The sequence below is a fragment of the Actinokineospora lacus genome, from assembly GCF_053813445.1.
Map to the genome: position 1 here is coordinate 534,465 of NZ_JBQERA010000004.1, position 26,163 is coordinate 560,627.

19 protein-coding genes and 2 pseudogenes are annotated in these 26,163 nt (G+C 69.5%); 6 read left to right on the top strand and 15 right to left on the bottom strand.

Annotated features, from left to right (window positions below):
* Positions 1 to 61 precede the first annotated feature (61 nt).
* From ACTG9Q_RS13275 to ACTG9Q_RS13320, 10 genes are read right to left on the bottom strand one after another with little or no spacing between them, the layout of a single operon-like run.
* A complete protein-coding gene (locus tag ACTG9Q_RS13275; RefSeq protein WP_455573032.1) occupies positions 62 to 616 on the bottom strand; it encodes an FHA domain-containing protein in 555 nt (184 codons plus the stop codon).
* Positions 613 to 2,583 (bottom strand): AAA family ATPase, encoded by a 1,971-nt coding sequence (locus tag ACTG9Q_RS13280; protein WP_455573033.1) that lies wholly within the window; start codon positions 2,581 to 2,583, stop codon positions 613 to 615. The genes ACTG9Q_RS13275 and ACTG9Q_RS13280 overlap by 4 nt, the downstream gene beginning before the upstream one ends.
* A gap of 2 nt (positions 2,584 to 2,585) precedes the next feature.
* The gene (locus ACTG9Q_RS13285; protein ID WP_455573034.1) at positions 2,586 to 3,884 is read right to left on the bottom strand and encodes a hypothetical protein; all 1,299 of its coding nucleotides are present in this window, start codon (positions 3,882 to 3,884) and stop codon (positions 2,586 to 2,588) included.
* A gap of 41 nt (positions 3,885 to 3,925) precedes the next feature.
* The gene (locus tag ACTG9Q_RS13290) at positions 3,926 to 6,205 is read right to left on the bottom strand and encodes a serine/threonine-protein kinase (RefSeq protein ID WP_455573035.1); all 2,280 of its coding nucleotides are present in this window, start codon (positions 6,203 to 6,205) and stop codon (positions 3,926 to 3,928) included.
* A gap of 22 nt (positions 6,206 to 6,227) precedes the next feature.
* Positions 6,228 to 7,394, bottom strand: a complete 1,167-nt coding sequence (locus ACTG9Q_RS13295) for an OmpA family protein (protein ID WP_455573036.1) — start codon at positions 7,392 to 7,394, stop codon at positions 6,228 to 6,230.
* Positions 7,391 to 8,203, bottom strand: a complete 813-nt coding sequence (locus tag ACTG9Q_RS13300) for a hypothetical protein (protein ID WP_455573037.1) — start codon at positions 8,201 to 8,203, stop codon at positions 7,391 to 7,393. Before ACTG9Q_RS13300 ends, ACTG9Q_RS13295 begins: the two co-directional genes overlap by 4 nt.
* On the bottom strand, positions 8,200 to 8,637 hold the full coding sequence (locus ACTG9Q_RS13305; RefSeq protein WP_455573038.1) for a hypothetical protein: 438 nt from the start codon (positions 8,635 to 8,637) through the stop codon (positions 8,200 to 8,202). Before ACTG9Q_RS13305 ends, ACTG9Q_RS13300 begins: the two co-directional genes overlap by 4 nt.
* The gene (locus tag ACTG9Q_RS13310; protein ID WP_455573039.1) at positions 8,634 to 9,446 is read right to left on the bottom strand and encodes a hypothetical protein; all 813 of its coding nucleotides are present in this window, start codon (positions 9,444 to 9,446) and stop codon (positions 8,634 to 8,636) included. Before ACTG9Q_RS13310 ends, ACTG9Q_RS13305 begins: the two co-directional genes overlap by 4 nt.
* On the bottom strand, positions 9,443 to 10,279 hold the full coding sequence (locus ACTG9Q_RS13315) for a hypothetical protein (RefSeq protein ID WP_455573040.1): 837 nt from the start codon (positions 10,277 to 10,279) through the stop codon (positions 9,443 to 9,445). The genes ACTG9Q_RS13310 and ACTG9Q_RS13315 overlap by 4 nt, the downstream gene beginning before the upstream one ends.
* Before the next feature lie 13 nt (positions 10,280 to 10,292).
* Positions 10,293 to 11,267, bottom strand: coding sequence for a hypothetical protein (locus ACTG9Q_RS13320; RefSeq protein WP_455573041.1), 975 nt, complete (start codon positions 11,265 to 11,267; stop codon positions 10,293 to 10,295).
* 187 nt (positions 11,268 to 11,454) lie between these two features.
* On the opposite strand from ACTG9Q_RS13320, the gene ACTG9Q_RS13325 reads away from it, so the two are divergent.
* The 3 genes and pseudogenes from ACTG9Q_RS13325 to ACTG9Q_RS13335 all read left to right on the top strand — a co-directional run.
* A complete protein-coding gene (locus tag ACTG9Q_RS13325; RefSeq protein WP_455573042.1) occupies positions 11,455 to 13,476 on the top strand; it encodes a hypothetical protein in 2,022 nt (673 codons plus the stop codon).
* 441 nt (positions 13,477 to 13,917) lie between these two features.
* Positions 13,918 to 16,647, top strand: coding sequence for a CHAT domain-containing protein (locus ACTG9Q_RS13330; protein ID WP_455573043.1), 2,730 nt, complete (start codon positions 13,918 to 13,920; stop codon positions 16,645 to 16,647).
* Positions 16,648 to 16,748: 101 nt separating this feature from the next.
* Positions 16,749 to 17,240 (top strand): annotated as a pseudogene (locus tag ACTG9Q_RS13335) (helix-turn-helix domain-containing protein); the annotation flags it as partial.
* A gap of 208 nt (positions 17,241 to 17,448) precedes the next feature.
* Here ACTG9Q_RS13335 and ACTG9Q_RS13340 read toward each other — a convergent pair.
* A complete protein-coding gene (locus tag ACTG9Q_RS13340) occupies positions 17,449 to 17,979 on the bottom strand; it encodes an AMIN-like domain-containing (lipo)protein (RefSeq protein ID WP_455573044.1) in 531 nt (176 codons plus the stop codon).
* Between the two features lie 313 nt (positions 17,980 to 18,292).
* Between ACTG9Q_RS13340 and htpG the strand changes: the two genes are divergently transcribed.
* Positions 18,293 to 20,158 carry a molecular chaperone HtpG gene (htpG, locus tag ACTG9Q_RS13345; protein WP_455573045.1) on the top strand — a complete coding sequence of 622 codons (1,866 nt, stop codon included), beginning with the start codon at positions 18,293 to 18,295 and terminating at the stop codon, positions 20,156 to 20,158.
* 940 nt (positions 20,159 to 21,098) lie between these two features.
* On the opposite strand, the gene ACTG9Q_RS13350 is transcribed toward htpG, so the two are convergent.
* The 3 genes and pseudogenes from ACTG9Q_RS13350 to ACTG9Q_RS13360 all read right to left on the bottom strand — a co-directional run.
* Entirely contained in the window at positions 21,099 to 22,337 is a 1,239-nt protein-coding gene (locus ACTG9Q_RS13350) for a pentapeptide repeat-containing protein (protein ID WP_455573046.1), read from the bottom strand.
* Between the two features lie 652 nt (positions 22,338 to 22,989).
* Positions 22,990 to 23,157, bottom strand: coding sequence for a hypothetical protein (locus ACTG9Q_RS13355; protein WP_455573047.1), 168 nt, complete (start codon positions 23,155 to 23,157; stop codon positions 22,990 to 22,992).
* 322 nt (positions 23,158 to 23,479) lie between these two features.
* Positions 23,480 to 23,584 (bottom strand): annotated as a pseudogene (locus tag ACTG9Q_RS13360) (IS5/IS1182 family transposase); the annotation flags it as partial.
* Between ACTG9Q_RS13360 and ACTG9Q_RS13365 the strand changes: the two are divergent.
* Positions 23,568 to 23,831, top strand: coding sequence for a hypothetical protein (locus tag ACTG9Q_RS13365; RefSeq protein WP_455573087.1), 264 nt, complete (start codon positions 23,568 to 23,570; stop codon positions 23,829 to 23,831). The pseudogene ACTG9Q_RS13360 and the gene ACTG9Q_RS13365 sit on opposite strands and share 17 nt — an antisense overlap.
* Positions 23,832 to 24,451: 620 nt before the next feature.
* Entirely contained in the window at positions 24,452 to 24,646 is a 195-nt protein-coding gene (locus tag ACTG9Q_RS13370) for a hypothetical protein (protein WP_455573048.1), read from the top strand.
* A gap of 132 nt (positions 24,647 to 24,778) precedes the next feature.
* Here the strand turns inward: ACTG9Q_RS13370 and ACTG9Q_RS13375 are convergent, their stop codons facing one another.
* Positions 24,779 to 25,561: a hypothetical protein gene (locus tag ACTG9Q_RS13375; protein ID WP_455573049.1), complete on the bottom strand. Its 783-nt coding sequence runs from the start codon at positions 25,559 to 25,561 to the stop codon at positions 24,779 to 24,781.
* Between the last annotated feature and the right edge of the window lie 602 nt (positions 25,562 to 26,163).

The following is a 26,163-nucleotide window of genomic DNA, read 5'->3' on the forward strand; positions in this document are numbered from 1 at the left end:
CGGAAGTGCGGTGGCGGCGCGACTGCGGTGTGCGATCAGGTCCGGGCCCTGGGTCACACCACTAACGGTCGTAGACTGTGACCGCGCCTTCGACGTCGACAGCCAGTCGGAGGCGGTCGCCGGAGAACAGCGTCTTGGCGATCGACTCATCGATCTCGGCGTCGTTGATGAAGGTGCCGTTGGGGGTGGGCAGGGCGATCACCCACGGCCGTCCCGCGTCATCGACGCCGACGACGGCGTGGCGGCGCGAGACGTTGGGGAACGCCCGGAACACCCGGCCGAAGCGGCCCGCGCGTCCCAGCTCGAAACGTTCGCCACGGTCGGCGGCGACTTCGCCGTCACCGAACGCGATGTGCAGCAGCGGCGGCGTCAGGGAGGCCCGGCACCCGGTGTTGGCGCACGCGGTGTTGCCCTGGTTCGGGGACGGTGTCGCGCAGCGCCAGCACACCTCGGTGCCCCAGTGGGCGCGGGCCAGCGCGGCCTCCGGCCCTGGGACGCCCAGCCGCTCGGGGATGACGACTGGGGGCCGGGCAGCCGCCTCGAGCGCGGTCGCGTCCTCCGGGCAGATCTGGACGCTGTCCTCGTATTCCTTCCCGCAGCTGGGACATCTCTTCACCGCGGCTCCTGTTCGAGGACGGCGTCGAGGGCGGGGCCCTCCCGGGTGTCCCCGGTGCGCAGCCCGGACACCACGACCCGGTCGCCTGGCTGGACGTCTTGGTCGAAGAGCACCCTGGCCAGCGGGTTGACGAGGTTGCTCTCCAGTCGGTTGCCAATGCCGCGGCCGCCGTTCTCCAGGTCGGCGGTGCAGGCCTGGTCGATCTGCGCCTTGGCGGCCGCAGTGACGTCGAGGTGGATCCCCAGCTCGGAGAACACCCGCGCGGCGATGTTGCCCAGCTGCGAGTCGCAGATGCCGGTCGCGGTGGACCTGCCGATGAAGTCGAAGACCACGATGTTGTCGCCGAACCGGTTGAGCAACTCCGGGCGGGCGAGCTTGGTCGTGAAGTGGTCCCGGATGGCGGCCTTCACCTTGGCTTCCAGCTCCGGGTAGGGCATGCCGGGATCGACGATGCGCTCCCGCCGCCCGGTCTCGGGGTTGGTCACCATGATGCCCAGGTTCGAGGTGAAGATCAGCACGCACTCGGAGAAGTGTGTGGTGACGCCCTGGCCGTCGGTGAGCCTGCCGTCCTCCAGGATCTGCAGGAACTTGTCGAGGACCTGGGGGTGCGCCTTCTCGATCTCGTCGAAGAGCACGACCTGGAACGGTCTGCGCCGCACGGCCCCGGTGAGCTCGCCGCCCGCCTCGAAACCGACGTAGCCCGGCGGCGCGCCGATCAGCCGGTCGGCGGCCTGTTCGGCGGCGAACTCGCTCATGTCGAAGCGCAGGTAGGCATGGGCGTCGCCGAAGAGCACCTCGGCGACCTGCTTGGCCAACTCCGTCTTGCCGACACCGGTCGGCCCGGCGAAGAACAGCACGCCACGCGGGCGGGCCCCCGGAGTGCTCGCCTGCGCGCCGGAGAGGCCGAGGGCGGCGCGTTTGAGAATGTCGAGCGTCTTGGCGATCGCCCGCTCCTGGCCCAGGATCCGACCTGCGATCACCTTCTCCCCCTTGGCGATCTGGGCGCGGACGCTGCCGCGGCGCCACAGGTTGTCGTCGATGCCGAGCTTGTAGACGCGCACCGCGTCGGCGATGCGGTCCACCCCCATCCTGCGGTCCTTGGCCAGGCGGGTGATCCGCATCATCGAGTCGAGGGTCATGCCCTCGGTGCGGTTGGCGAACTCCTCCACCGGACCGACCCGCCCCGGACCGTCCGTGGTGGACGCTGGTGGCAGGAGCGGGACCAGCATCGCGGCCATGTTCATCCGGTTGTCCAGGGTGGGCATCCCCACCGCGACGGTGCGGAAGGCCTCCATGCCCGCGGTCAGCCAGGCGGGCAGGTCCCGTTCGCCCTCCGTGAGCCAGATGACGGGGTTGTACAGGGGCGCGGTCCGCGAACCGGGGAAGACTGCGGGCCGGGCGCTGAGCGCGAGCTTCTGGCAGTAGAGGAAGAAGTCGCGCTCGCCTGCCTCGAGCTGCCCCGGTGTCCTGGTCAGCCGGGCGGCGAAGTCGATCATGAACGCGAGCCGGACCGGGGGTGGCCCGGTCGGGGGCCTGCCGGCGCGCTGCTGGCCGCGCTGGGCCTCGGCCTCCAGCGGGGGCTGCTCGGCCACGCCGACAACCTTGGCGAGGTGGGCGCGCAGGCGCTCCAGCGTCGGGCGCCGCCCGACGACGTTGGCGCCCAGGACGCCCTCGACGGCCTGCCGGGCGGCCGGGTCGTCCGGCGGGAAGACGCCGACGCCGTCGACCGGATCGTAGGTGACGAAAGCCTGGAACCCGCTGGGCCGCAGCACCCGCCACAGCAGCGGGAGCAGGGGCACGATCTCCGGGGTGGCGCCCGGCGGTCCGACGAGGAACTGGTCCCTGAGGTTGCCGTGCAGCACGTACTGCGCGTGCACCGCGAGGGTTCCGGCGATCTCGGTCGCGAACGCCGGGAACCCCTGGGGCACCTGCGGTTCCTCCGGCACAGCGATGGTGTCCGCGCTCACTCCTACCTCTCCCTCTGCTGCTGGACGTTGTCGCGCCCCTCGCGGTCGTGGATGGAGGCGTCCACCGTCGGCGACTCCCGGTCGACTTCGACGTCGACCCGGCCGTCGACCAGGCGGACCGCTTCCGCGGCGGTCTCGTAGTCGTTGGCGAACACCGCGCACCGCTCCCTGTCCACGAGGTCGGCGTCCACCCCGGAACCGGCGACCTCGCGGACGAGCCTGCTGCGCACAACGGAGCCGTCGACCCACACCTCCCCGGCATGCTCACCCGCCCACTCGGCCCGGGTGAGCCGCAGGGCGGAACCGGCCGCCGCGGTCTCCACCGTGTAGCCCTGGTCGGCGAAGTACTGGCCGACCAGGGCGCGGACGAACACCTGGTCGGCGGTGTCCTGTGCCCAGGCCATGAGCGCGCGGCCCTGCGCCCGCAGGTCGCCGGTCAGGTCGCTGTCGCCGCGGACGACCGCGCGCAGCCGCTCGGCCGTCCCCGCCAACGTCGGGGGCGGCTCCATGCCGGTGAGCACCTCGGCCAGCGGCCCGTCGTCCAGGGTCGCGACCCAGGTGGCCGCCTGCCTGCGCCGGGCCACCACGCTGTTGAGCTCGGCGACCAACTCGCGCAGGTCGTCCATGTAGGCATCCTGCGCGCGGGGGTTGGCGACGACCTTGGCGGCGGCGTGGAGGGCCTTGTCGCGTTCGGCGGCGGCCGCGTCCACGTCCAGCAAGCCCAGGACGCGCTCGACCTGTCCGGGCCGCACCTGCGCGGGCTCCACAGCGTAGCGCCCGCGCAGGGCCTGCACGTGCGCATCGAGCGCCGCGAGCGACTGGGCGTCCTCAGCAGACGAGAGCGTCGCTGTGAGGCGGGGCGGCGGCTTGCGAATGTCCAGCGCCTTCTGCGCAGCGGCGAGGTCGCGTTGGACCGCGGCGATCCAGCGGACCATCTCCGCGGGCGACCGGGTCCTGCCCAACCGCAGCGGGTCGGGCACCGACACGCTCACCCGTTCGGCGGCGGCCCGCTCCCGGAGGATGCGAATGCGCGCGTTGACGGTGACGACGTCGGCCGCGACGACCTGCCATCGGGCCTGGTCGGACTCGGCGGCCTCTATGGCGACCACCCGCGCCTCGACCCTGGCCCCGTAGTCGCCCACCGCCCGGACACCGCCCTCGACAGCGGCGTTCGCGGCGCGGACCACCAGCACGGCGGCGGCCCCGACCGCGACCACCGCCGCGGCCCCGACCAGCGCGATGGTCCCGACCGCGACCACGGGCACGGCCGCGGGGACGACCGCGATCCCTCCTGAGCTCATCTGTACCTCCTTGCCCGCTACCTGACGGACGGGCACCCCGGTCAGACCGCCGCGTAGCGGGCCCGCTCCTCACGGTCCTGCCTGCGCCACGCCAGGAACCGCTGGACTGTCCACACAAGATTCAGTCCCGCCAGCAGGAACGGCGTGACGGCGGGCTGAAAGACGGTGAGTACCGCGAGCACCGCCAGGGTGACGAGGACGACGGGCACCGCGGTGCGCCGCGCGAGGAGATTGCGCGCCACCCGGCCGAGCACCATCGCACCCGCGCCGAGGAACGAGTACGTCGGGTGAAACCGCTCACCGGCATCCCAGGCCAGCAGCGATTCGGCGAGGGTGGTCGCCAGGAGGGCGACCACCGACGCCAGCCAGGCATCGACCACCTGCGCGTCGGAGGCCAGGTCGATCACGTCGCCCAACGCGACCAACCCAAAGAGCAGGACCGCGACCGCGGCCACCCCGGCGACCGCGAACCCCAGCGCCCGGGGCCGGTTCTGCCTGCGGGACCACTCCAGGTGCCGCCACCGCCGCCGGATCCAGTCCTCGCGGACCCGCTGGGCCCGCTCCTCGGCCCTACGGGTCTGCCACTGGTCGCGGGCGAGGCCGAGCAGGGCGTAGGCGACCAGGTGGAACTCAGGCCGCGCGATCATGTCTGAGAGCCACGGGACGGCGTACTCGCGGGCCCTCTCCTCGAGTTCGGAGCGCAACTCGCGTCGACGGGCCTCGGCCGCGGTCGCGCCCAGCAGCGACAGGCTGAGCATGTAGGACTCCGACTCGGCGAGCAACCGAACCGCCTCGGCTTTGGCCACCCGGTCCGGCACCGCCCTGGCGACCGCGACCAGTCGGGTGTGCTCGGGCCGCCACCGCGCCCGCACGTCCATCAGGCCGTTGCCGCCCTCAGCGTCCAGACCTGGCGACGCTGGGTCCTCAGATCCCTTGGGCAGGCCGGGGGCCAGCACCGGCAGCAGGTCGTGGTGCCAGAGGTCGGCGATGATGTCGGCACTCACCCCCACGCCTTGGATGCCGTCGTCGGCCAAACGGCTCAGGGTGACCGGGGAGATGTTGCGGCCCCGGTAAAACGGCGGGTGGGCGGCGTCGATCGCCCGCAGCTCGTAGAGCAGTCGGACGTCGTCGGGCGCGCGCCTTCCCGGCCTCCCCTCCGGCTTCGGCAGACCAGGGAACGTCGCCAGCCAGGTGTGCAACCGGTTGAGCGGGTCCCGGTCGCGTCCCAAGAGGACGGACCGGGTCACGTCCCACTCCCGGGTCATGATCCCGGCCAGCTCGGCGCGCCATCGGTACTCGCGCCCCAGGTGCAGGTAGGGCCCCCCAGGGGCCTCCTCCCCGGTTCGGGATGCGAACACCGGCCTGGCCACCGGCGGCGACTCGCCGCGCAGCCACTGGCGGACCTCCTCAGCCCCCCACCGCTGGGCAGACCTTGTCGTGAGCAGTCCCTCGCACAGCAGGCGGACCCTCGGCGAGGTGACGTCGGATACGTCGATCGTCTCGCTGACAATGTGCACGCGCAGCCGGTTGTCCCGCAGGTCGGGGAGAATGCGGTGACCGGTCGCCAACTCGAACACCGTCGCGCCGAGCGACCACCAGTCGAACGCGGGACCGACCGCCCTCGCGCCGAGAAACTCCGGAGGTGTGTAGGGCACCGTGCCGTTCTGCTCGTCCACGTAGAGGAGCCCGACCGGGGTGTGGGAGCTGATGCCGAAGTCGGCGACCACCACCTCGCGGAGATCGGCGGACCGGAACAGCAGGTTGGCCGGTTTGACGTCGCGGTGCACGATGTCGGCCTCGTGCAGTTCGGCCAGCCCGTCAGCGACTTGGCGAACCATGTCGACCAGGATGGGCTCCGCTGTGCCGCAGGGGTGTTTGGCCACCCATTCGGCGACGCTACCGCCGGGCAGGTGCTCCATGACCTCGTACTGGAGGTCGTCGGCCTCGCCGATCTCGTCGACTGAGACGACGTGCCTGCTGTGCGGCGCGCGCAGGTAGGCGGCGACCTGCCCGTCCATCCTCATGCCCGGCCAGTAGACCTTGAGCACCCGCTCACAGCCGCCCGCGCGGTCCCGGACGCGGTAGAGCGCGCCCTGCCGCCCGGACCGGGCCAGCACGTCCAGAACCTCGAACCGGGCGAGCAGGTCGGGGGGCAGGTCCCGCTCGGGGACGTTCGCCGGCTCCGAGCGGCCCTGGTCGCAGTCCGTCCGCAGCCCGTCGAAGAACGGGGCGCGGCCAAGGTCGATTACCGTGAGGGCCTGCTCGACCTCCTCAGCGGCGGTCTGCGGCGGGCAGCCCGCGGACCCGTCCGGCGCGGTCACCGGCCCCCATCCTCTGTCCGACCTAACACGCCAACTCCACGACGACCGACCGGTTGAGGGCGGCCACAGCGGGGATGAGCACCCCGCCCGGGCCCAGGTCTTCCTGGTGGTACGGACCGGTGCTGCCGTCACCCCGGGTGGTGATCCGCTCAGCGGCCACACCGAAGCGCACCAGCGCGGCCTTTACGGTGCTGGCGCGGCGCTGGGACAGGTCGCGGTTGCCCGGCTCGGGGCCCCACCGCGCGGTGTTGCCGACCAGGGTGATCCGCTGGGTGCCTGCCTTCACCAGGTCGGCCAGTTCACGCAACGTGGCCTCGGCCGCGGTCGGGTCCCTCAGGTCGGCCTTGTTGGCGACGAACCCGACGGAGTCGCTGTCCTGCAACACAGTCGTCCCGCACGCCTGCAGTTTGGGCGGCTGCGGCAGCGGCACCACTGTGACTGACTGGTCGACGTCGACCGCGTCCCGGCGCGACGGCACCTCGACCTCCTCGACACACTTGGCGCCCGAGCGTTCCACCACGCCCCGCCAAAGAGCGGCGACCCGGGTGCGCAGGTTCTGGTCCAGCGCGGGCTGCGGGTCTGCGGTCCCGCCGAGCCCGACGAGCAGGACGGCCCGGCCGGACAGCTTGGGCAGCAACCCGCCCACGGCAAGGAACTCGGCAACGTCGGCGGGTTCGGCGCCGAACATGCCGTCCTCGAGGAACGACAAGGAGCCCGCCGTGGCCAGTCCCGAGTCCACCAAGACGACGGTGCCGCCCTCCGGGGTCACCCTGGCGGCCTCGGCGACCGCGCCCAGCACGTCGGCCTCGGCGGCCTTGGGCATCAGCTGGGCCAGCACGGTCTTGACCTGCTGCACGACCGTCTCGACCTGCTGGGCGCGCTTGCTCTCGTTACGGCCGTCGATCGTCGCCTTGGCCGAGACCGCCACACTCGGTTGGCCGTCGACCCGCACAATCCGGAGTTGCTGACCCGCGGCCGCCGATGCGGCGATCAGGTCGACGACCACACCGGGCAGGATCGGCTTGGGACTGCCCATCCGCGCCCCCACGACCAGGGTCACCGGGCCGTCGGCCGTGGCCGGGCAGTCCCCCGACCACTCGGGTGTGGCCGCCTGCCCACCGCAGGCGGTCGACGCCGCCACCGCGGCCGCGGCGACAACGGCGGCCCTCCACTGTCGGCGCTGCCTCATCGTCCATCCCCTCCCTGTTCAGCCGTCCCGTTGCGGGTGGCATCGATTTGGCGGTTCTCCTCGTCCTTGGCCAGCAAGTCCAGCGCGGCCTGGTGCTTGAGCCGGTCCACTGCCTGCTCGCAGCGAGCCCGCAAGCCCATCCAGGCCTCGTCACGTTCCGCCCGCACCCCGGCGACGGTGACAGCCACTTTCTGCGCCTCTACGAGAATCGCCTTGATCCGCGCCAACTCCTTGGCCGCCTTGGTGCGCCGCGCCAACGCGCGGGCGTACTGCCGGGCCGCCGGGTGGTGGCGGATGAAGGCGAAAATTGCCGACACCGCGCCGGTGGCGATGTAGAGGACGAGGAACAGCAGCGGCGAGGACACCGCGTCCGGGGCCTCGGGGACGATCTCCTGACCGTCGACGACGATCTCCAGGCCGGAGTCGCCCTCAGGCGGGTTGTTCAACCGGAACAGGAACGCCGTCGCCCCCAGCGCGGCCCACACCAGCAGACTGGTCCACATCGCCACCCGCGCTCCCGGCGCGTGCCTGGTCGCGATGACCTGCCGGGCGTGCTGACCGGCCAAATGCGACAGCGCGATGCAAACAGTGGTGAACCCGGCCACCAAGATCCAGAGCATTGACTCGTTCTCGTCCACCGAGTCCATGAGGATCTGGTGGAAGGTAACGACGTCCGCGCCTGCGGCCAGGGTAAGAACGACGAGGTGCAGCAGCGTCACCATCGGCGAGCCCGCGATCTGCGACGGGTCCCCGTTGATCACCGCACGGCGGCGGACGACGCCTGCCGTGCGGTTGCCGTGGACGGTCATCGCCTGCCCTTTCTGCGCTCAGCACGGGAAACCGGTTCGTAGAACGGGGTGTCGGGGTCGGCCAGCCGTTCCAGGGCGTGGGAGACGGCGGCTTCCAGGTCGTGCAGGACGTCTTCCTGATCGTCGTGGCGGATCCGGCACACCTCCACGACGGCGGCGACCCGGGCCGCCACCAAGTCCAGTTTGACGGTGACGGAGTCGTGGTGGGCCTTGGCGTCGGTGAGCCACTTGGCGACGAAGGTGTCCAGGTAGGCGTCCATGATCAGCCCGGACTTGCGCAGCGCTCCCATCGGCACCTCCTTGAGGGTGTCCGCCAAGCGCGCCTCGTCGGTGGCCACCGCGAACCCGTCATGCGCCTCCGTGCTGAGTTTCGGCAGCCTGTGCTTGACGCGCTTCAGCGCGAGGGACGCTTTCCAGATCTGGAAGGTGTTCATTCGCCGTCCTCTACATCCGGTGATCTGCCCTCGGGCGGGAGGGAAGCGGCCCGACCGCGCGGAGCCGCATTCACCCGGCGCACGATTTGCCGATAACCGACTGGTCCGCGCCCCAGGTCGGCGGGATCGGCCGCAGGCGGCGCCACCACCCAGTCCGGCACGACCTGGGAGGCGAACCGCAGCAACGGGGCCAAGTGCGCGCCCTCCGGGTGGGATATGACGACGTTCTCCCAGTACGCCGCGACCCGCAGCGCGCAGTGCTCGGCGACGCACAGCGCCCTGGTCTGGGCGACGACGAACTCCTTGGTGATCCGCTCCTTGGTCACGGCGATCCGGTGGTTCAAGGCGTCGACCTCGGCGTAACTGTCGGCCTCCACCGCGCGGGCCCGCGTGATCCGCCGGTTCCGGACGACGTCGCGACGGCTGTGGACCACGGCCTGGTTCTCCATGGCCAGCTCGATCGGGTTGCGGGGGCGCAGTTCGGCCTGCGTCAGCTCCGCCTGTGCCTCCACGACGGCCTTGCTGTCGCGGTCCAGCCCCACCACGGCCGACGCCAGTTGTTCACGCATGCGGATGAGGTCGGTGCGGTCGCCGTGGACCCGCTGCTCGAACGCGTGCCGCTCACTTTCCATACGCAGCAGGGCGCCTTGGAAAAGCTGCTCGGCGTAGGGCGCGGTGACCGACCCGTCCTGCTCGGCCATCTCCTGCAGGTGCTCGAGCATCGGGACGCGGCCCCGCCCATCCCGGCGGCCGCGGTGGCGGTCGCGCAGCCGTTCCCGCCAGCGGTATGGCAACTGCTGTGTCGTCATGCGTCCTCCTCACCGTCGAACACGACGGACACGACCACCCCGTCGTCGCACGCAGCCCGGTGCGCCAGCGCGATTTTCGCCAGGGTGTTCACCCCGGCCCGCAGATCGCTTTCGCCCGCGGCGCCGGGCACGCCGTCCTCGGGCACCGGGAGGTCCACCGCGGCGAGTCGGGCGAGGGCGGCGAGGACCGCGCCCGCGTCGAGCAGCGCCCGCGCCTCGTCCGTGCCCGCGGACGCCGCGTCGAGGGCGTCTACCAGCAAAGACTGTTGCCGCGGCTCGGGTTCACCGAACCGCGCGGCCTGGTCGACGACCAGCCGGGCGCGATCGAGGCAGCGCTCGGCTGTGGTGGTCAGGAGATCGACGGCCGGGGCGAGCCACGGGTGGTCTGCCACTCGGGGCATCTCACGCCCCCACGGCACGAACTCCTCTTCGCTGTCGTCGTCCTGCCACAGCTCCCCGGCCGAGGCGGTGACCGCCTCGGCGGAGGCCAAGAGAGCGGTGTCAGCGGTCGACCCATCCGAGAAGGACAGTCCAACCTCCGCGGACTTGTCCTGACGTGCCAGCACATCGGCGATGTCGCGCACCAGGCTCCACAGCCGTCCCGGCTGTCTGCCCACCGCGGCGCACATGCGCCCGGTCGCGCCGACGACAAGGTCACGGTGCCTGCCCCGCAGGCGGAGGGCGACCCCCCAGGTCACCGCCGCTGTCGCGGCCACGGCGCCGAGACCACCGGCGAACGTCCACAGCACCTGCCCGACATCCCATTCCACATCGGTTTCCTGACGGACCGCGGGACCCTGGCCGACGGGACGCGCCTCCACCGGTCCGGTCACCCGCCTGGCGTGGTCACCGGCGGCGGATGCGGGAGGCGGCGATGACCTCGTCCACTCGGAACAGCACATCGGCCACCCTGGTCGGGCTGGAGAGGAGGGCGTCGGCGCGGAGGGGGGAGAGAGCGCCTGCCACGGCGAGACCGCGGACGGCATCGCGCAGGATTGCTACGCGGGTGGTGGGTGGTGCGGCGGCCACTTGGCGTACGACCAGGGTGAGGACCGCCTCGTCGGAGTCCGGGGAGAGGCCTTCCACGGCGTCGAAGGCGCAGGTCGCGGTGGGGTCGGGGACTTGGTCGGCGCCCCAGGGGGAGGCGTTGTCGTCGGAGATCGGGGCGGTCATGGTGTCGGGGCGGCGACCGAGGGGGCGTTCGATGTAGGCCTCATACCAGGAGACGTACTCGGGGGTGTCGGGGGTGCCCACGTTGACCCGCGAGCCGTCACTGCACACCTGCTTGACCTTCTTGATGATCTCCGGCAGGCGTTCAACGTAGTAGGGAACGGTATTGCCGAACTCTGCGACGCAGCGTTCCGCGAGCCTGCGCAGCAGGTAGCCGTGGCCGGGCAGCGGTGCGGAGTAGCCCGCCTCGTCGGCGAGGTGGCCCAGGACGGCGCGGTGCTCCTCGTCCGGGAGGGCGCGGCCGAACTTGTTCTTGCGCACCTGCTTGGGCTTCACCTGGGCGCCGCGCTGGGCCCGGTAGGAGCGGAGGACATCGTGGACGCGCATGCGCACGTGGTAGCGGACGGCGCCGGGCACGTTTTCCAGGGTCGGCCCGTGCTCCGTCAGGAACACCGAGACGACGTGAAGGACGTCGGCCACCAGGTCGCGGCACACGCACTCGCCGGAGAGGGCGAAGCGCCCGGTGCTGACGACCTGCTTGCGAGGTGCCCTGCCCGCCCGCAGGCCCGGCATGGTCAACACCATGTCGCACCGGACGACCTTGTGGCTGCTGTGGAGGGAGCGGCGGGATTCGGCCAGTTCGACCAGCACCGCTTGCACTACATCGGGTGAGAAATCGGGCGATTGCCGTGTTACGGACTGCCGCACTATCATAAGTAGTTTTCTACTCTAGTAGAGTTTTCTATGGGAGTTTGGAGATCCAACTGTGACAACTCCGTCAGATGCAGGTGTGCACACCCATATGCCACTATTGGCTTATTAAGGGATGGAGAGATGGATGGCGCTGCTGCCTGCAGTCGTGCCCCAGTTGGTCGAGAAGCGCTCGGAACTGGTGCCCGCCCGGCTGGCGCGCAAGGTCGCCCCACTGTTTGGCGTCCCCTACGAGGGAAGCCCGTTCTGGCCGCTCACCTGGGTTTGCGACATCACCGCCATCACCGTCTCGGAGCTCTCCCGCGGGGCGCCGCTGCCGACCCGGGCCGCCGCGGCGAACTTGCGCGGGGTCGACCACTCAGGCGAGTGGGTCGAGCACGACCGGGCCGTGGTGCCCGCAACCGGACGCACCCTGCCGAACGAGATCGTGGCGGCCACGGTGAACCGGTTCGGCCCCGACACCCGCTCGGCGGTCGTCCTGATGGCCACCAATGTCCTGCTCGCACCGGTCACCCGGGCGATCGCCGACGCGCTGCCACTGTTGCGCGGCGCCGACGGCGGGGATCTGCCCACGGTGCAGTGGATCGCCGCGTGGGCGGCCACTGCGGTCGAGGTGTACCGGTCCCAGCCCGCCCTCGTCACCGCCGCCCTGACCGCGCGCGGCATCCAGCGGGAATCGTCGAACGCTCCGCGGTTCCCGTGGGCGCGACACCTGGCCGACCGACCCAGGGGCCGCTGCGAGATCGGCGCGGCGCCGGTCAGCGTCCAACACGACCCGGTGACCCGCCCCCGCGACCTCGACGTGCTCGACGTCTTGGCCGCGGGCAGGCTCAACGCGACTGGCGCCCTGCCCGGTGGCGAGACCCGGGTGACCGGGCGCGGTGTCGGCGACCGACTGGTCGACCTGATGGTGGGCATGCTGGCCGACCTCGGGCAGCCCGACAGCATCGGGCACGTGTGGGTGAGCGAGCGCGTGCCCAGCCAGGTCGTGGCCGAGGCGCTGGTCCCGTCGTCGGGCCTGGTGCGGGAACTGGTCGAGAAGTGGGCGCACGGCCCGGGATCGCTGGAACCGGCCGACCAGTTCGCCGACGCCCTCGCCGACGCGATGGCCCGGCCGGTGCGGCTGCCTTCCCCTGCGGAGGTGGCGGCACTGCCGCTACTCACCCGGCGGGCCTTGGCGCTCGCGGCGATGGGCGTGATCCGGCAGATGGGCCTGCTCGCGCCGTCGCAGTGGTTGTGTGGCCCTGAGTTCGACGCGATGCTGACCTCGGTGACGGACGTGGTCGAGGGCGCGTTCCCCGACGACGACCCGATCGTCCCCGACACCCGGCTCCGCGTCGCCGTCCTTAGGTCCACTGTAGACCGCCATGCCGGACACGCGGGCAATGCGACCGCGGGCTCCCTGCAGCGAGCCACGGAAAACTGCCTTACCGCCACCGGGCTTGACCGCGGCACCCGCGCCGAGCTGCTTTCCCTTGCCTGCGTGGAACTGCAGACCCTGCGCTCGACCGTCCTCGGCACCGAGAACCTGGTCCCGGTGCTGCACCAGTACTGGGCGGCCTTCGCCGAAGCCGTCGAGGCCGACATGACCGACCCCGACACCGCCTGCGGCGGTCTCAGTTTCCAGCTGCACAACTACGCCACCTTCCTCGGTGGGAACAAGGACGACGAGAAGGACCTGCGCACCGCGCTGCGGTTGTTCGCCGACTCGGTGATACCGGCGCGCACCCGTCTGCACAACCGCGACCGCGACTTCCGCCCGTTGGCACGCAGCCTGTACCTCGCCGCGGACGCCGCCGTCGGGCTGGCAGCCCTGTCAACGGACCGGGGCAACACCGCCGAAGCCCTGACCTGGACCGAGCAGGCCTACGAGTGGGCGCACCGCGTCCTGGCCAACGAGCTCTACGGCCCTGGCCGCATGCACCCCCGGATGGACGACAGCCTGGCCGCCCTGCGCCTGGCTCCTGTCCTGGTCTTGGCCGTGGAGAGCGGCGTCAGCGCCGACCGCCAGGCCGACGTGGCCCGGGCCGCGGAACTGCTCGACCTCGTGGAGCGTTGGTTGAAAGAGACCACCGACGGGCGCGTCGAACGCACCGCCTACTACACGACGGTCGCCGCGCTCCGCGCCCGGATTACCGCCTGCGGCTGAGTGCTCGTCGCGCCAACTGGCTGGACACAGGGCATTCCTCCCTTCTGACGGATAGCGCACACGTTTTCCCACCTCCCCTCGAGAGCACCGCCGACCGGGCCGTCGTATCCCGATTGGGAGGTGATCGACATGCGCGGAGGCGGCAGCAACGGCGAGGGCGACAGCAGGTGACGTGACCAGCCGGCGGATCCGATCGATCCGGCCGGATGTCGGACAACACGGCCGGGTAGGCGCCGGAAGCGCCTATCCGGCCCACTTCCACGACCTGCTGTCTGCACGACCCATCGCCGGCATGAGGGGCGGTGTTTCACTTCGCCCAAAAGACACCGTGATCATACGGACGCGCAGGTCGCCTCAGCATCGCGGTGCGGTCACCGCCGTCGGTCCGTCAAGACTCCATTGGAGATATGCGACTCCAGGAAGACCAGGTGACAAGCGGACATGGATCCGATTCGGCTGCTGCTCCACCAGACCACCGCCGGTGTCGACCAGGTCGGTGAGGCCGACCGGCCGGGTTGGGTATTCGCACACTGCTGGAACGTCGTGGTGTGGTTGGAACACCTCAACGGCGACACAGCCGAGATAGACAGGCTTTTCACTGACATCCGGTCGTTGCCCGACGGCTTCCCCGGCCGCGGGAAACTCGCCGCCTGCGCCCTGACCGCCGCGTGGCGACGCCAGTCGTTGAAGGGCAAGGAGCGAATCGAGGGGATCGTCGCACTGGCTGACCTCGCCGACGCGGACCCGGACCCGTTGCCGGATTGGCCCCTGACTTCGGCCGCGGTCCGCTCCATCGGTTTGAGCCTTGCCCTCCAGTTCGGCCTTCCGGGTATGGACGTCCGCGCGATGGAGGAAGAAGTGCGACGCCATGTCGCATCCACGAAGGGAAATGAGCCGTACGCGTCAGTCTGCGCGTTGACACTGGCCGCCATCAGACAGTCGCGTGGGCTCACCGAGAACAACCCCAGCGGCATGCCGGACCCCTTCCTTGACATCCCCGACATCTGGGCGGGCTCGCCGACAGCCGGGTCGAACCAGCAGAGGTTGGCTGTGTTCCGTCTCCTCATGGAAGTTCAGCGGGCAATTCTACTCGGAGACAGCAGGCGAGCCGGTGAACGCCTCGGCGAACTGGTCCTGCTGCACAACAACCCGGCGACATCGTTTGAGATCCGCCAGACCCTGCGGAACGCGTTGACGTCGGTCATCCCCAGTTTCCGTCTTCTCGGCTGGGAACCTGCCACGCACCTCGATCTCGACTTCGATCTCCCCGCAGAGGTCGCAGATGTGCCAGTGGAGAAAACGGCGCTGGACGCATGGAGCAAAGCCGTCCAGCTCATGGGGGAGGGCGCTGTCGCCGAGGCGGTCGCCCTGCTGGACCGAACCATTCCCACCGTGGCGGAAACCGACCCGTGGTTGGTCCACTACTTGACGACGCTCGGCGCGGCGTTGGCTGACCCGGACTGGCGCCGGAACAGGCCTGGCGAACTCCAACGCGCGATCACAGTACTCGAACGGGCTCGGGCACTCGCCGGTTCGATCACCCACGGCCAGTGGCCCCTGATCTGCATCCCGCTGGCGCATGCGTACCGCGCGATCGGTCGGGTCGACCAAGGTCGGGAGATCGCCCTCAGCGGGTTGCGCGCCCACGCCTGGTCGGCGTTGTCACAGGCCGATCCCGGATCAGCCCAGGCTGCGAGCCGGTCCGCCGCGTCCGAAGCCCTGGACTTCGCACTGACGGCCGCCGCAGAGCGCGACTTCGACACCGCGGTGATGGCATTGGAGTTCGGTCGCGGCATGGTGTTGTTCTCTGCGTTGGAGACCCGGGACCTGGCCCGACGGCTCACCGAAGCGGGCAGACCCGACCTGGCCGACCAGTGGCGGCGGTCAGACGGCTCCCCGGACCCGTACCTGCGCCGCCAGGCGATGGGCGTCCTCACCGGCGTCCCGGTCTCCCCCGGTGACGACCCCGCCAGCGGGCGTGGCGAAGGCCCGACAAGGCTCCTCGACCCGCCCGGCACCGACGAGATCCGGGCCGCCCTCTCCGCTCTGGACGCCGGAGCGCTGGTGTACCTGCTCCCCGACGATGACGCCAGGGGGTGCGCCCTGGTGGTCCCGGTCGACGGCCCGGCGGAGCGCCTCCTCCTCCCCTGGCTGACCAACGCCGCCGTGGCCCAGTTTGAGTCGCCGCTCGGCGGTGAGGACCGCAGCGGTCGGGAGATCGATCCGCCCGGGGGATGCCCCGACAACCTGGACGATGCGTGCGAGTGGGCCTGGGACGCCGCCATGGCACCCCTGCTGCACCGGTTCGCCAAGGCCGACAGCACCCCGGCCCGACTGGTGCTGATCCCCATCGGTGGCCTGGCGACGATCCCGTGGCAAGCCGCCTGGGACCGGGCGACCGGCAGCCGGGCAGTCGACCACGCCGTACTGTCCTATGCCGTGTCCGCCCGCCTGATGTGCGACAACGCCTGGCGCAGCCGCACCCCCGTCGGCGAGGACGCCCTGATCGTCGCCGACCCCGCCACCCCGGACGGCCACGACCTGCCCGCCGCCCGCGTCGAGGCCGAGGCCGTCGCCCGCCTCTACCCCGGCGCCCACCTCATCGGCCGCGTCCCCGGCGGCGCCACCGCCCCCGCGGGCCGCGGCGGCAAAGCCGAGGTGCAACGCTGGCTGTCCGCCCCCGGCTCCGGAGCCGTCCTTCACCTGGCCTGCCACGGCACAGTCCGCTCCGGCCCCGATGCCACCTCTGCCCTCCTCCTCTCTGACGGCGCTCACCTCACCGCCGACGAACTCACCGCCGATCTCACCACCCCCAACGCCCGCCAGATCGCCCTGGTGGTCTTGGCTGCCTGCCACACCGGCACCTCCAGCCGAGGCTACGACGAGGCTTACAGTGTCGCCTCCGCCTTCCACTCAGCAGGCGTTCGCACTACCATCAGTACACAGTGGAGCGTCGATGATCGCACCACGGCCGTCCTCATGTTCATGCTCCACCATTACCTCCGCACCGAATTTCTTCCCCCACCCCAAGCCCTCCACGCAACCCAACTCTGGGCCCTCCACGACCGCCAACCCCCCGACACCATGCCCACCCCCCTACGCGCCTACCTCAACGAAACCTCACTGGACTCGGTACGGGCATGGGCCGCCTTCGTCCACTCAGGCCACTAGGTGTATATGGTTGGAACGTTGTGACGGTGATAGATGTTGACGTGGAAGAACCTCTGGATGGGATGTGGTTTGTCCAGGACCCACGCCAGCCGGAGGCTCTCGTGCCTCACCGTAATGCCCGGAACACGTTCTTGAGCAGACTGCTGATTGTCCAGCGGTATGAGGCCGGATAGCCTCAAGCCCCCATCGCGGCCGCGATGGGGGTCTCGCGCAAGTGTGTGCGGACCTGGCTCGGCAGGTATGCCGCCAAGGGAAAGCCGACCTGCTCGACAGGTCGTCGCAGCCGCATCGGTCACCGCGCCGCACCAGCGCCGAGCTCGAGCAGCGGATCCTCGCCCTGCGCCACGAGCAGCGGCGTGGCCCGGACTGGACCGGCGTCGAGTTGGCAGTACCGACTCGGACGGTGTCGCGGATGCTGCCCCGTCACCAAGTCCCGCGGCTGGCCGCGCGACCCGATCACCGGGCAGGTGATCCGGGCGAGCAAGGCCACCGCGATCCGCTACGAACCAGACCGGCCGGGAGAGCTGGTCCACATGGACGTCAAGAAGATCGGCCGCATCCCCGATGGCGGAGATTGGCGCGTCCACGGCCGCGCCCTACGGGAAACCACCCGTGACCCGCACCGCACAGATCGGGTTCGACGCTGACGGTCGCCTCACCCACGGTGTCGTCCGCGGTGTAACCGCTGCCGACGGTGGGCACGGCCACCAAGCCGAGCGGCACAACGGCACCAGTGGGGATGAGGTCTTCACCCGACTGGACGGCCTCTCGCTCGAACGCATTAGGGTCTGACCCGGAAAGTCACCAATGGTGGGCAACGTCGACGACCATGCGCGACCACGTGCCGGGCCCGTCGAGCAGCAGCACGCGGAACGGCAGCTGAGCGCGCACGCCGAGCCCGATCGTGGTCTGCCCCTCGAACTGGCCCGCCCACGCGACGTGCCGGAACGTGCTGTAGCCGGTGACGTCGGCGAGCTCGCCGTTCGGCAGGAAGATGGCGTCGGTCGGCGTAGTGGGAACCCGCGGCACGACCTGCAGGCGCGCCCCACCACGCACGGGGACGAGTTCCCCCGAGCCGTCCTTGCGGATCTCGTCGACGTAGCGCACCGAGTAGCCGTTCACATCGCCGTTCACGTCGAGGACCATCCGGTCGAAGCACGCGTGTCGGCCGGTGCGGATGGCGTAGAGCTCGTCGGTGGAGCCGGGGCCCGCCTCCTTCGACAGGGAACCCCAGGTGATGCCGCAGTACGGCGTACTCGCCCCCGCCGTGGTGGGCACCCCCAAGAGCACACCGAAGACCAACGCCACCAGGATCACGACTGAACGCCTCATCACGGCCTCCTGACACGAGAGTGTGCTTTGAAGGACGCCTGTGCGGATACTCAGGTTGCGCGGGGAACGGAACGACCGTGGGTGCGGTTCAGTTGGCGGCGCCTGCTGCAGGACCAGATATGGGTCGTCTCGTCTTTGCAAGGTGCTCGTAGACGGTCATTCGCTCGTCGCGCTCAAGGTCGTGATCAGTTCTTTCTTGTCTCCTGACCGCGTGACCGCGGCACCGGGCGGCACCGGGCGGGCGGACTGACCGAGCGGGCTGGCTAGCATTGGCGATCGTCAGACCAGCATCACAGGGTTGGGAAGGACGGCCGTGGAGACCCTCGAATTCCAGTCTGAGGCGCGTCAGCTGTTGCAGTTGATGATTCACTCGGTCTACTCGAACAAGGACACGTTCTTGCGGGAACTGGTGTCCAATGCCTCCGATGCGCTGGACAAGCTGCGCCTTGAGGCGTTCCGGGACAAGGACCTCGACGCTGACACCTCCGACCCGAGGATCACCATCGAGGTCGACAGGGTCGAGCGGACGCTGACCGTGCGGGACAACGGCATCGGCATGACCCGCGAGGACGTGGTCGCGCTGATCGGTACCATCGCCAAGTCCGGCACCGCGGAGTTCCTGAAAGCGCTCAAGGAGCGCGACGGAGCGTCATCGGACGACCTGATCGGCCAGTTCGGCATCGGCTTCTACTCCACGTTCATGGTGGCCGACCGGGTGGCCCTGGTGACCAAGCACCCGCGCTCGGCCGAGGGCGTGCGCTGGGAGTCCGACGGCGGCGGCACCTACACGATCGACACCGCGCCCGACGCACCGCAGGGCACCTCGGTGACCTTGAAGCTCAAGCCGGTCGACGACGAGGACAACCTGCCCGACTACACCGACCCGGCCGTCCTGCGCCGGATCGTCAAGCGCTACGCCGACTTCATCACCTGGCCGATCACGCTGGCGGGCGAGGACGGCGCGGAGCCGGAGGTCGTCAACTCGCGCAAGGCGCTGTGGGCGCGCCCGCAGCGCGAGGTCACCGAGGAGGAGTACGCCGAGTTCTACCGGCACGTCAGCCACGACTGGAACAAGCCGCTGGAGACGATCAGCCTCAAGGCCGAGGGCACGTTCGAGTACCAGGCGTTGCTGTTCATCCCCTCGCAGGCCCCGATGGACCTGTTCATGCGCGAGCGCAAGCGCGGCGTGCAGCTCTACGTCAAGCGCGTCTTCATCATGGACGAGTGCGAGGAGCTGATGCCGGAGTACCTGCGCTTCATCAAGGGCGTCGTGGACGCTCAGGACCTCTCGCTCAACGTCTCCCGCGAGATCCTGCAGCAGGACCGGCAGATCCAGCTGATGCGCAGGCGGCTGGTGAAGAAGGTGCTCGCCACCTTCAAGACCATGGCGGCCGACCGGCCGGAGAACTACGCGGTGTTCTGGCGCGAGTTCGGCGCCGCCCTCAAGGAGGGCCTGCTCTCCGACACCGACAACCGCGACGCCATCCTCGGTGTCTGCTCCTTCCAGTCGACCCGCGACGCCGAAGCCCTCACCACCCTCGCCGAATACGTCGAGCGCATGCGCGAGGGCCAGGACGACATCTACTACATGACCGGCGAGTCGCGCGCCGCGGTGGAGAACTCCCCGCACCTGGAAGCGCTGCTGGCCAGGGGCTACGAGGTGCTGATCCTCACCGACCCGATCGACGAGATGTGGGTCGGCTCGGTGCCGGAGTTCCAGGGCAAGCGGTTCCAGTCGGTCGCCAAGGGTGAGGTCGACCTCGCCTCCGACGAGGACAAGGCCGAGGCCGAGCAGCGCGAGAAGGACTTCGTCGACGTCCTCGCGTGGCTGACCGAGACGCTGTCCGAGCAGGTCAAGGAGGTCCGACTGACCACCCGCCTGACCAGCTCCCCGGCGTGCGTCGTGGGCGACTCCTTCGACCTCACGCCCACGCTGGAGAAGATGTACCGGGCGATGGGCCAGGAACTGCCCCAGGTCAAGCGCATCCTGGAGCTGAACCCGACCCACCCCCTGGTGGAGGGCCTGCGCGCGGCACTCGCCGACGGCCGCGACCGCGCCGATCTGGCCCCAGTGGCCGAGCTGCTGCACGGGTCCGCGCTGCTCGCCGAAGGCGGCGACCTACCCGACCCGGCCCGCTTCGCCCGAACCCTCGCCGAGCACCTGCGCAAGGCGCTCTGAGCGCTAAGGCCAAGCGTCCGCCGCCAGCGGCCAAGGTGAGGGCGACGGGCGCGGGCTGCCTCACTCGTACCGACGCCGTCGTGGAGGTAGGCGTCCGCCACGTCGGTGCACACTGCGACGGTCTTGACCCAGCCAAACCAAGGGAACCAAGTCGATGGCAAGGCAATCTGCAAGGGCCTCGGCCAGAGCCGGGCAGTGGCTACGACTCACCACCATACGCAGCGTCTTGAAGTGCGGTGGATGATTATAGGAGCTGTTGACCAGCGAGTAGACCTCGCGACGTGTCTTGCCTGGGGATAGGCGGTGGCCACATAGCCCCTGCGTGCCCCAGCGCAGGCGGGATGGGTGATGCAGAGGGCGTCGTTGGGCTTGGCGGTAGCCGCCGCGGTTGAGTCAGCGACGCTGGACCTTCCCGGAAGACGCTTCGATCGGGCTGGCACGCAGTGCGGCGAACGAGACTTCGCATTGCCGCCGGTTGGGATTGTCTCCTGCGGTAATGACGAAGGGTGGCAGCGGAGTCCGGCGCAACGGCGGGTGAGTCTGGGGCTGCTCAGCACGGACACCGTCCTGAAGTCGTTCGCCGACCAGGACTTGATCGAAGCGTGCCGGTCGGCCACGCGCGGCGAGCCGTTCCTTTACTCGGGGTCACGACCCTGATCCAGTATCCCATCGGCGACCGCTCCGGCCTGCCGGGCACCCTGCTCAACTCGCGCGAGCTAGCCTGCGCGACCGCCTCAACATTGCCCGCTACGTGATCCGCGCCAATCTCCGCCATCGGGGATGCGGCCGATCTTCTTGACCTGCACACCCCACTCGTTCAACCGGCGCACGCCTCCCAGAACTGATTGCCGTGGAAACCCACTCGTCCACCACCGCCGCCTCTTGATCACCACCGCCCGCGCGGCACTCTGCTCGGCGGCGGAATTTATGGCCAGCTGAGTCACGCCGAGGGCGAGGTGAACCGGGCCAGTTCCTCAGGGGTGCGGCGCGCGAAGCGGGCGCCGGTGAAGTCTGTCCACGGCGCCGGTGTCGCGTCGTCGACGAGCCGGGTGGCCGGCAGCACGGCGCTGTCGAACTGGGCGTCGCCTGTGAATGTGGCACGGCGGAATACCGCGCTGCCCGCGAAGGTCGTCTTGCGGAACCAGGCGTCGCCGGTGACGGTGGCCTGTTTGAACTCCACGTTGTCGTGGAAGACGGCTTCCGAGAAGCTGGCGTTGCCCGCGAATGCAGCCTTCATGAACCTGGCGGCACCGGTGAAGTCGGTGGCGAGGAAACCGGCATTCCCGGCGAAGGTGGCCTCGACGAACCCGGCTTCGCCGCGGAAGACGACTTCGCGGAACCCGGCGTCGCCCGCGAAGCCCGCGAGACGGAACGCCGCTTTGCCCGCGAAGGTGGCCCCGTCGAACGTGGCCTCGCCCGAGAAGCGGACTCTGCGGAAAGTGGTATCTCCGACAAAGGTTGCCCTGGTGAAACGGGCTTCACGGACGGCGCAGTCGCCGAGGTCGAAGTCGATGAGGGTGGCGCCGGTGAGGTCGAGGTCGATGAGCGGCCAAGACCCGCCTTCCTGGTCGCCCATGCGTAGGTGGGCGGCGAGGATGCGCTGCGTGGCCAAACGGACCTCGCGCTCTTGGACGCGCTCGCGGTGGGCATCGCTGAGCCTGTCCTCGGCGTCGTCCGCGGGCGGGGAGCCGGGCAGGGTATACGGCATGCGCAGATAGGCGCAGTAGACGTTGACGACGGTCTGCCGGTTGCCCGGGTGCTCTTGGGCAAGGCGCTCCAAGGCGTATAGCCCACCCAGGCGCACAGGGGCCTTGTCTGAGCCCAACTGCTCGACGGCCTTGGTGTAGAGGTCGGTGATGCGCCGGGCGTCGGCATCGCGCTGGGTGGCTTCGGCGGTCTCGCGCTGCAGGTCGTAGGCGCGGGCGACATCGGCCTGGTCGCGTTCCTTCTGCTGCAGGGCGATCTCGGTGGAGCGCTGCCGCCGCCACGCCAGCCACAGTCCGAACAAGCCGCCGGTACCCAACAGAACGGTCAGCGCTATGCGCACCAGTTCCAACTGCGCCGGAGCCTGCGCGGTACCGCTGTCGACCACTAGCCACAACAGGGTCAGCAGGCCGCCGACCAGCAGCACCACACCGCCCAGCACGCCGGCGACCGCGCGCGCCGACGGCGACGTCATCGGCGCAGGGGGACGCTCGGGCCGCGGGATAGGGGAACTCGCCACCCACTGATCATCGCGCCCCGGTCCGCGCTCAGTTTTCCTGGGTGAGCTTCCACAGCCTACGGGCCACCATGTTCCCGATCCGCACGTAACTTCGGCCTCCACAGCGTCAACGACCCCTCCACCACCGGTCCCGTAAATGTGGAACCGCGGCCGCCCCGACCCGCTCGACGTCTTGTCAGATCGCTGACCTCCTTCTGGGAAACCACCACCATCGACCTCACCGGCGCCTACCTCGTCAACCGCCTGCTACTGGCGGTGCTGGGTGCCGACACCGTGGTCGAGGGGGCGGCGGGCCCGGTCCGCGGCGATGTGGTGACGGATACGCGAAACCCGTTAAGAGCGGGAGAGCTGGACAGCGCGGCGCGTGATCCGCACGGCGTCGGACAACATGCGCGCCCTGGGCAACCAGTCCCCGATGGCGCTGCACTCCCCCGGGCTGCCGTCCGCCGTCAAGGCCTTGGCCAACCTGGCCGCGCTCCGCTCCCGCCGCAAGACACTACAGAGCGATCAACCATGCCAAGATTGGCTGAGAAAGCCAATTCACCACCAAGCCCAGAATGAAGACCGTGAGCAGAGACGCCCCGAACTGCATCCACGCGCTGCGGAACTATCGCTCGAACTGCCTCCCGACCAGCCCCTCAATCGCCTTCGCCTGCTCGGCGTTCAACGACGCCAACTGCTCATACCGTTCCGCATTCGCCTGATCCCAATTTCTGACCTTGAGCACGGGGTAGGCACGCTCGTCGCGCTCCTTGTCCGGCGCGAACAACGCCACCCGGCCTCTGGGGACGCGGGGACGGGCGGTCGTATCAGGCTCATCGGTCCAGCAGGCAGCCCTCGCCGTAACCGGGCAGCCGGGGTTGTTCTGGATTCGGACTATTCCTTAAGACTCCTGACGTCGTCGGCCCGTACGACCCGGCTGGAGGAATCTCGGACCACCAAGGGTGTCGAGGTCAGGCGATGGTGCGCCGCAGGACGGGTCGGCGGACTGCAGCACCTCTGCGGGGAATCAAGTACCCGGGACACGGCTTCCAGGAGTTCCAGATCCGTGCGGCGGTGGTGTCGTGGGTGCTGCCGGGCAGATCGCCCGATACCTACAGGATGTCCCCGTCGGATGAGTCGATGACCTGCAGGTTCACACCATGGATCTTGTATTTGCCTGAATAGAAGGGCCGGTCGGCGGCGATGCGGTCGATCGGGATGCGGACCCGGCGGATCCATCTCACCTCCCCGGAACGGGGCGACCAGATCACCCGCCGCGCGGCCAAGGGCTCACGCGGCGGCCGCCCGCCCACCTTCGACTCCAACCGATACAAACGCCGCAACGTCGTCGAACGCTGCTTCAACCGCCTCAAACAGTTTCCCGACCTGGCCACCCGCCACGCCAAACGCGCCGCCTACCACCAGGCAGAACTCACCATCGCCACCATCATCCTCTGGCTCCGATGACTACAGGACACCACCCAGACGCACGTGCCGGAGATCAACGTCGGCGATCAGGGGTGGAGGGATGAGTGCGCTCCTCTGCTGCCAGTGACGGTGCTCATGTGCGTGGACATCGACAGCGCCAGGGGTCGGGTGGTGGATGATCGGGGCGTGTCCGAGACCGGAGCGGTGGACCCTGGGTGACGGACACGCCCCGATATCAGGTTCGAGTTCGATGCCGGACGTGGTGGTGCAGGCCAGGACCGTCCACGGTGAGGTGCACGTGCATTCCGCGCCGCTGGGCATCGTGTCGCGGCGGGAGCTGGCGGGGTTGCCGCATCGGTTCGGGGGGTGCCCCGCCCGGGTGACCAGGTTTCAGGCGCGGGAGGCCGCTGCCGGGGTGGTCGCGGCGCTGGCCGCAGACGGGGTGGGTGTGCTGACCGGGTCCGCCAGCGCAGTCGGGGTGGTGGCGGGGTGGGCGAGACACAGTTGCCGCCGACTACGCCCACCACACGGAGGAGACCAATGCTGGTGTGGATCACAGCCACCGTCCGAGACGCCATCGTGGCCGCCCGCCTTGCAACCGACCTCACCGGGACGAGGACGACGACGCCGAGCAGGGGGCGCGGCGTCGGCTGGCCTGGTTGGCCGCCACCGAGCAGCCGTGGCTGGTGGTGCTCGACGTCGTGCAGACCCGCCGACCTGACCGGGTTGTGGCCCCCGCACCCCCGACCGGCCGCACGCTGGTGACCACCCGCCGCCGCGACACCGCCCTCACCCGAGCGGGCCAACTAATCGGGATCGGCCTGTTCACCCCACCGAATCCCACACCTACCTGACCACTGAGGGTGAGTGGGGCGGAGGGGTCGCCGTTGTCTCACGCTTGGCGGTGTGCACCCAACTGGTCTCCTGCCCGGAGTTGACGTTCCGGGCAGGAGACCAGTTGGTGTTCGACTCCGAGTGCTGTGGGGCTACCTGTGCGTCCCGTCCTCGATCGCGCTTGTCGGGGCGACGGTCTGGGTGATGGTTGTGCTGGGGTATGCCGTCGTGGGGGTCACTGTGGTGGGGAGGGGCGTGGTGGGCGTAGGAGTCGTGGGGGTGGTGGTCGAGGGGGTGGTGGTCGGCGGGGTTGTGCTGGTGGGGGTTGGGCGGATGGACGGGTAGTCCTTGCAGGCAGGGTTGTCGGCGAGGGCCTTCTTCGCGGCGGTGATCTTCAGGTCGAGTTGGGCGGAGTCGATCTTGGCCAGTTCCCAGGCCAGGCGGGCGCGTTCCACTTCCGAGGCGCTGGCGGCGCCCTGGTTGTAGAGGCGCAGGATGGTGTCGTACTCGGCTTTGGCGAGATCCTCCAGGGCTTTGCGCAGCGCCTTCTCGTCGAGCAGGCGGTTCAGCTCCAGTGACAGTTCGACGCAGGCCTTCTTCGGGTCGTTGCCCTGTCGGTTGCGGCAGGCCGCCTCGGCGTACTTGGCGTTGTTCAGCGCGATCGTCGCCAGGTGCAGGGCGCGCTCGGCGGCGCGCAGATCGGCGAGGGAGCCCGCGCCGCGCTCGTAGAGCCGTTTCGCCCGGTCGTAGTCGGTTCTGGCCTGATCGGCGAGCAGTTGCTGACGCTGCACCTCCAGCTTCTCCGCCTGGCACGCCTCGGCGTTCGCCGGAACCTCGGGGTACGGCGAGGTCGACGGCACGGGCGCGGCCATCGCGACCGTCGCCCCGACGATCAACACAATCAACAGCCCGACAAGCCTGACAACCGCCTTCACGATTCCTCCAGGGTGACCGATGTGTCCCCTACAATACGAACATCGACTACCGCGGACTGACAACCGCGTGATAGGTCAAGCGATTACCCCAACTGGTGGCCGACCAATCGGCACAACCCACACGGACTATCCATTCAGGACCAGTTTCGGTTGTAGCGGCATTCGTCCGCCGGGTCATGATTTAGGCGCTACTCCAGCTTGCTCCACCTACCCCAGTGTGAACCGAACATGGAATGGGTGTTCCGAATTCTTGGTTTTGAGGACGAAAATGACTACTTGGAAGACGAGGTTCCGTTCGCAGACGTTCCGGGCCGCGTGGTCGAGTTCTTCTCCATGAATTGATCACGGCAAGACGGCAAGCCCGCCGTGCGGTGCTACCTGGTTGTCGCGTTCATCACCCTCCGTTGCGCCCGCCAGACCTGTCGCGTGCAGGGCCTGCCCCACCCGCCGCCTCGATCAACCCCACATATGCGGAATTTCTCACGTCTGCTACCTGCTACCGAGCCGGTTAGGCTCTCGGCAGGGGGCAGCTGATCGAAATCCGCGTGTCCACCGAAGGGGAGGGCTGGTCGGCCCCGAAGGGGGAGAGTTGGCGACATCCG

Coding starts and splice junctions, on each gene's coding strand:
- ACTG9Q_RS13305 (WP_455573038.1), bottom strand. CDS start 8,637: ATGAACACCTTCCAGATCTGGAAAGCGTCCCTCGCGCTGAAGCGCGTC.
- ACTG9Q_RS13365 (WP_455573087.1), top strand. CDS start 23,568: ATGCGGTCGATCGGGATGCGGACCCGGCGGATCCATCTCACCTCCCCG.
- ACTG9Q_RS13350 (WP_455573046.1), bottom strand. CDS start 22,337: ATGACGTCGCCGTCGGCGCGCGCGGTCGCCGGCGTGCTGGGCGGTGTG.
- ACTG9Q_RS13340 (WP_455573044.1), bottom strand. CDS start 17,979: ATGAGGCGTTCAGTCGTGATCCTGGTGGCGTTGGTCTTCGGTGTGCTC.
- ACTG9Q_RS13295 (WP_455573036.1), bottom strand. CDS start 7,394: ATGAGGCAGCGCCGACAGTGGAGGGCCGCCGTTGTCGCCGCGGCCGCG.
- ACTG9Q_RS13330 (WP_455573043.1), top strand. CDS start 13,918: ATGGATCCGATTCGGCTGCTGCTCCACCAGACCACCGCCGGTGTCGAC.
- ACTG9Q_RS13285 (WP_455573034.1), bottom strand. CDS start 3,884: ATGAGCTCAGGAGGGATCGCGGTCGTCCCCGCGGCCGTGCCCGTGGTC.
- ACTG9Q_RS13325 (WP_455573042.1), top strand. CDS start 11,455: ATGGCGCTGCTGCCTGCAGTCGTGCCCCAGTTGGTCGAGAAGCGCTCG.
- ACTG9Q_RS13310 (WP_455573039.1), bottom strand. CDS start 9,446: ATGACGACACAGCAGTTGCCATACCGCTGGCGGGAACGGCTGCGCGAC.
- ACTG9Q_RS13300 (WP_455573037.1), bottom strand. CDS start 8,203: ATGACCGTCCACGGCAACCGCACGGCAGGCGTCGTCCGCCGCCGTGCG.